This is a genomic window from Pseudomonas sp. HMWF006 (assembly GCF_003061205.1).
Taxonomy (GTDB): domain Bacteria; phylum Pseudomonadota; class Gammaproteobacteria; order Pseudomonadales; family Pseudomonadaceae; genus Aquipseudomonas; species Aquipseudomonas monsensis.
Genome location: NZ_QAIU01000578.1, coordinates 17,090 through 22,736, shown reverse-complemented (window position 1 = coordinate 22,736; position 5,647 = coordinate 17,090). Strand labels below are relative to the sequence as shown.

Genomic DNA, 5,647 nt, shown 5'->3' with positions numbered 1-5,647 from the left:
GCAACAGGCTGTCGGGGAAGTCCTGGTAACACACCGGACGCAGGAAACGCAGGATTGCCGCGGTGCCCACCGAGGTTGTGCGCGCGTCGGAGGTGGCCGGAAACGGGCCGCCATGCACCATCGCATCGCAGACTTCCACGCCGGTCGGCCAGCCGTTGACCAGCAGGCGGCCGGCCTTGCATTCCAGGGTCGGCAGCAGTGAACGGGCGAGTTCAAGGTCGTCGTCATCCAGCTGCAGGGTCGTTGTCAATTGGCCTTCCAGATGTTCGATCACCCGGCGAATTTCAGCGTCACTGGCGCACTGCACAATCAACGACGCCGCGCCGAACACTTCCGCTTGCAGAGTGTGATCGGTGAGGAAATCGGCAGCATCGGTGACAAATACATGGGCCTGACACGCGTTCGGGCCACCGGCGATCTGACCGCTGGCGGCGATCCGGGCGCGACTGTTTTGCGCCAGTGCATTCACGCCAGCCTTGTACGCACTGCAGATGTCCGGTGTGAGCATGGTCTGTGCCGGGCTGTGCTGAAGGCGCTCGGCAACGCGGCCAACGAAGGCATCCAGCGCCGGCCCCTGGCGCGCAATCACCAGCCCGGGATTGGTGCAGAACTGTCCGGCACCCAGGGTCAGCGAGGCGACAAAGCCTTCGGCCAAGGCCTGCGTGCGTTGGTGCAAGGCCGCCGGAAACAGCAGCACCGGGTTGATCGAACTCATTTCCGCATACACCGGAATCGGCTCGGGCCGTGCCTGCGCGGCCTGAATCAAGGCCAGACCGCCGCTGCGCGAACCGGTGAAGCCGACTGCTTTGATTCGTCGATCACTGACCAGCGCAATGCCCAATTCGCGACCAGAGCCGTATACCAACGAAAACACGCCTTCGGGCAGATCACAGGCTTTAACCGCCCGAGCCACGGCGCGGCCAACCAGTTCGCTGGTGCCGGGATGCGCGCCGTGCGCCTTCACAATTACCGGGCAACCGGCCGCCAGCGCCGACGCCGTGTCCCCGCCGGCTACCGAGAATGCCAGCGGGAAGTTGCTCGCGCCGAACACCGCCACCGGTCCCAACGGGATCTGGCGCTGGCGCAGGTCCGAACGCGGCAACGGTTGACGCTGCGGCTGAGCCGGATCGACCCGCACATCGAGCCATTCACCGGCACGTACGGTGCGGGCGAACATCCGCAACTGCTGACAGGTGCGAGCCCGTTCGCCCAGCAAGCGTGCACGCGGCAGGCCGGTTTCGCTGGTGGCGCGGTCGATCAGTTCATCGCCCAGGCCTTCGATTTCCTCGGCGATGCGCTCAAGAAATTCGCCACGGGCACTCAGGGTCGTCTCGCGATAACGGTCCAGAGCGGCCCAGGCCAGTGCGCAAGCCTGTTCGACATGCTCGGCTGAACCGCCGAAATATGCTGGCTCCAGCGCGGTATCGGTGGCCGGGTCGAGGCCGCGAATGGCGTCGCGATTGCCCGCGACGGTGTGTTGCCCGATCAACATGTGGCCCGTCAGAGTCATGGTGTCTTCCTGATGAATAAGGTGAGGCCTGCCGTGAGGCGCAAGGCGTCACGGCAGACGAGGGCGCCAGGTCAGGCGAAATGCTGCTCGGCCGACCAGTTCTCGTACCAGTGGCGGAACAGCGAATACTGGTTTTCCGCGTAACGCCGCTGGGCGTCGCTCAACGTGTCGGTCTCGTTGAAGTGCAGGGTGTATTCCTTGTCACCGTTGAGCACCATCAGGTGTTTGTAATACAGCACCAGATCGCAGCCCTCGTCGAACGAGGACAGCACCGCCAGCGCCGATTCCAGCTCGCGTGCCTGGCGCCGCGCCTTGGCGTCACCCTTGGCCGCTTGCTTGCTCAGGGCGACCAGTTGCAGCACTTCACGGGGCAAGGCGTTGCCGATACCGGTGATCGCGCCGGTGGCGTTGCAGTTGACGAAACCGTGCACCACCTGGGTGTCGACACCGACCATCAGGGTCACGTCGTCATCCTTGGAGGTGATGTTTTCGGCGGCATACCGCAGGTCGGCACCACCGCCGAACTCTTTGAAGCCGATCAGGTTCGGGTACTCGTGGCGCAGTTCGAAGAACAGCTCGGCGCGGGTGGCGAAGCCGTAGTAAGGGCTGTTGTAGATCACCGCCGGCAGGTTTGGCGCAGCTTGCAGGATTGCCGCGAAGTGGGCTTTTTGCGCCGCGGCCGAAGCACCACGGGACAGCACCCGCGGAATCACCATCAAGCCTTGTGCGCCGACGTTCGCCGCGTGGGCGGCGTGGGACACCGCTTCGCGAGTGTTCACCGCACCGGTGCCGACGATGGTCGGAATTCCTGCCGCGACCAGGCGTGCCACGCCCTCCTGACGCTCGGCTTCGGTGAGCAGCGGCCAGTCGCCCATCGAACCGCAATAGACCACGGCGCTCATGCCGATATCGATCAGCTCGCGACCCTTGGCCACCAGCTTGTCGAAGTCCGGTTTGCGCTGGGCGGTGCACGGGGTCATCAGGGCCGGCATGCAACCGGTGAAGATGTTGTCGCTCATTGTTTTAACTCCTTGGCACATCATTCAAAGGGAGGTGAATAGTCAGCGCGGCGGCTCAGATGCCCCACGCGAACGGGTCTTGTTCGTCGATCAGCAGGGTGCTGTCAGCGGTTATAAAAGCGCGGCCGGTGATGAACGGGCGGATGCGTTCGCCTTCCCATTCGAAGCGGCCTTCGAACTGGCTGCCGGTGATGCTGGCCTGCACCCAGCGCGCGCCGGGTTGCAGCTTGTCGTCGGCGGCCAGGCAGGCGAGTTTGGCGCTGGTGCCGGTGCCGCAGGGCGAGCGGTCGTAGGCCTTGCCCGGGCACATGACAAAGTTGCGGCTGTCGGCGTGGGCATCGTCAGCGAACAGTTCGATGTGGTCGATGAGCGCACCGTCTTCGCCGTGAATGCCTTGTTCTTCGAGGGCTTTGAGCATCGCCCAGGTGTAGGCGGTGAGGTGCTCGACGTTGTCCATGCTCAGGGTCTGGCCGTGCTCGGAGACGAGGAAGAACCAGTTGCCGCCATAGGCAATATCACCGCACACGCGGCCGAAACCGGGCACGTCCACCGATACCTGTTTGCGGTAGCGGTAGGCGGGCACGTTGCCCAGGGTCACGTTGCCGTCGTCATGCAACGTGGCGCTGACCGGGCCGACCGGTGTGTCGATCTTGTGCACGCCAGGCTTGATGTGCCCCAGAAACTGCAACGAGTTGATCAGGCCGATGGTGCCGTGACCGCACATGCCGAGGTAACCGGCGTTGTTGAAAAAAATCACCCCGCACGTGGCGTCCGCCGACACCGGCTCGCAATACAGTGCGCCGACCAGCACGTCGTTGCCGCGGGGTTCGAGCAGGCAGGCGCGGCGCCAGCCATCGTGCTGAGTGCGCAGAGCCTCGCGTTTCTCCACCATGGTGTCGCCGGACAGGGCGGGAAAACCGTGCATCACCAGGCGCGTGGGCTCACCGCCGGTGTGGGAATCAATGACGTGTATGCGTTTCATGAAGGTGTCCCGTTGAGTGATTTCAGTAGGCGCCGGCAGGGCGCGCATGCACGGTGGAAGCGGTGTCGGCGACTTCACTTTCCTCGTCGTCCGCTTCAAGGCGCAGCAAGTGGGCCGGTACGCCGGTGGCGGCGCCCCAGTAGTAAATGCCGGTGGCGCAAGCGGCGACGACGAGGGTGTCGAAAGGGTGGGCGAGGATGCCCAGGCCGCCGAAGGTGCCGAGTTTCGACAGCACGATGGTCACCGCGTAGAAGGCGATCAGCCACGCCGACGAGCGCACCTGACGGCTCAGGCTCAGGTGCGCGGTTGGCACGAAACGAGCGCACAGCAAGTAGACGACGAACATCAGAATCTGCAGGCCGAGCAGCCACGACACGGTGTTCCAGCCGGACCAGTAGACGATCAGCGCGGCGATGATGAACGACACCGGCCCGAGCACGCCCATGCACTTGACCCGGAAGGGACGCGGCATGTCCGGCGCGCTGCGGCGCAACGCGGCGACCGACACCGGGGCCACGGCGTAGCTCAACACCAGGGCAGCGGAAACCACGTTGATCAGCGCTTCCCACGACGGGAACGGCAGGGTCCAGAACACCGACAGGGCGAAGGTCAGCCACAGCGCCGGACGCGGGATGCCGGACTTCTCGTCGATGTGGGTAAAAATCTTGAAGAAGGTGCCGGTCTGCGCCCAGCCGTAGATCACGCGCGGGGTAGCGTTCATATAAATGTTGCCGCAACCGCTCGGCGAGATCACCGCGTCGGCCACCACCAGATACGCCAGCCAGCCCACACCCAGTGCCAGGGCGATGTCGCGGTATGGCAGGGCGAATGCCTTGTTGATGCCGGCCCAGCCGTCGGCGAGCATTTCCGTTGGAATGCCGCCGAGGAACGCGGTTTGCAGCAATACGTAAATGGCGGTCGACAACAGCACCGAGAGGATCAGCGCAATCGGAATGGTGCGCTGGGGATTCTTCACTTCGCTGGCCACCGAGATGATCGGTGTCAGGCCCAGGTAAGCAAAGATCACCCCGCCTGCCGACACCGCCATCTCGATGCCCGACAGGCCGAACGGCGCGAAACCGTGAATCTGAAAGTTTTCCGGTTTGAAGAAGGTGAACAGCACCCCGATCACCAGCAGCGGCACGATGAACTTGAACACGCTGACCAGGTTGTTGGCCTTGGCGAAGGTCTTCACGCTGCGGTAGTTGAGCAGGAAAAACACGCAGAGCAGGGCGAACTGCACCAGCCAGCCGAGGATCGTCGGATCGCCGCTGCCCGCTTTGGTCAGGCCGGGAAACCACGCCGCGGCGTATTGGCGCGAGGCAACCACTTCAATCGCCACCAGACTGGAAAACGCGATCAGGGTGATGAAACCCATCAGGTAACCGAGCAGTGGCCCGTGGGAGTAAACCGGGTAGCGCACCACGCCGCCGGCACGGGGCAATGCCGCGCCCAATTCGCAGTAAACGATACCCAGCAACAACACGGCGAACCCGCCCAGCAGCCAGGAAAAAATCCCCGCTGGGCCGGCAATGGCCGACACATGACTGGCCGCGAACAACCAGCCGGAACCGAAGATCGCACCGAGCCCGATAAATGTGAGGTCGATCAATGAAAGCTGTTTTTTGAACTTGCCTTGGCCTGACATGGCATCGCCTTCTTGTGAGTTATTGGATAGGCAGTTGTGTCACTGGGACGGCCAGACTTTGAACTGATCGACCTTGCGGCGATTGATGTTTTGCACCGGGTTGGATGACGAAATCGGCACAGTCGCGCAGAGCAACGCTGCTGCTCGACAGGCTTTCGGCGATGCTGCAATCTGCGTGCGAACGCCTTGGGCGAGCACTGGCCTGAAGCACCAACGGGGGAGAACTCTTCGATGCAGAGTGCGTTTTCGATGTTGTCGCAAGGCCGCCCGCAAACCCTGGAAGAACTGGTAGCCGGCGCCGCGCTGCTGTTGCCGATGCTCGACGTGATCCCCAGTGCGGCGATTTTCATCAAGGATCTGCAGGCGCGTTATGTCCTCGCCAATCGCACATTGGTGCAGCGCTGTGGCTTGAAGGATTTACGCCCGTTGCTGGGGAAAACCAGCGAGCAGGTGTTCCCCGCGCAACTCGGGCCGGGGTACACCGAGCA

Annotated in this window: 5 protein-coding genes; 1 reads left to right on the top strand and 4 read right to left on the bottom strand. The window is 63.4% G+C overall.

The annotated features are described in order from the left end of the window. The 4 genes from DBR24_RS26580 to DBR24_RS26565 all read right to left on the bottom strand — a co-directional run. The coding region (locus DBR24_RS26580; protein ID WP_146189127.1) for an aldehyde dehydrogenase (NADP(+)) at positions 1 to 1,510 on the bottom strand (1,510 nt) is incomplete at its 3' end. Positions 1,511 to 1,581: 71 nt separating this feature from the next. After that, positions 1,582 to 2,529 (bottom strand): dihydrodipicolinate synthase family protein, encoded by a 948-nt coding sequence (locus DBR24_RS26575; protein ID WP_128616202.1) that lies wholly within the window; start codon positions 2,527 to 2,529, stop codon positions 1,582 to 1,584. A gap of 55 nt (positions 2,530 to 2,584) precedes the next feature. After that, positions 2,585 to 3,511, bottom strand: coding sequence for a 4-hydroxyproline epimerase (locus tag DBR24_RS26570; RefSeq protein ID WP_128616201.1), 927 nt, complete (start codon positions 3,509 to 3,511; stop codon positions 2,585 to 2,587). 22 nt (positions 3,512 to 3,533) lie between these two features. Next, positions 3,534 to 5,159 (bottom strand): APC family permease, encoded by a 1,626-nt coding sequence (locus DBR24_RS26565; RefSeq protein WP_128616200.1) that lies wholly within the window; start codon positions 5,157 to 5,159, stop codon positions 3,534 to 3,536. Between the two features lie 231 nt (positions 5,160 to 5,390). Here DBR24_RS26565 and DBR24_RS33950 point away from each other — a divergent pair. Further along, a partial coding sequence (locus DBR24_RS33950) for a PAS domain-containing protein (RefSeq protein WP_256591865.1) occupies positions 5,391 to 5,647 on the top strand: 257 nt, incomplete at its 3' end.

Bases quoted from the DNA above. Each gene is read 5' to 3' on its own strand.
- DBR24_RS26575 (WP_128616202.1), bottom strand. From the start codon at position 2,529: ATGAGCGACAACATCTTCACCGGTTGCATGCCGGCCCTGATGACCCCG.
- DBR24_RS26570 (WP_128616201.1), bottom strand. From the start codon at position 3,511: ATGAAACGCATACACGTCATTGATTCCCACACCGGCGGTGAGCCCACG.
- DBR24_RS26565 (WP_128616200.1), bottom strand. From the start codon at position 5,159: ATGTCAGGCCAAGGCAAGTTCAAAAAACAGCTTTCATTGATCGACCTC.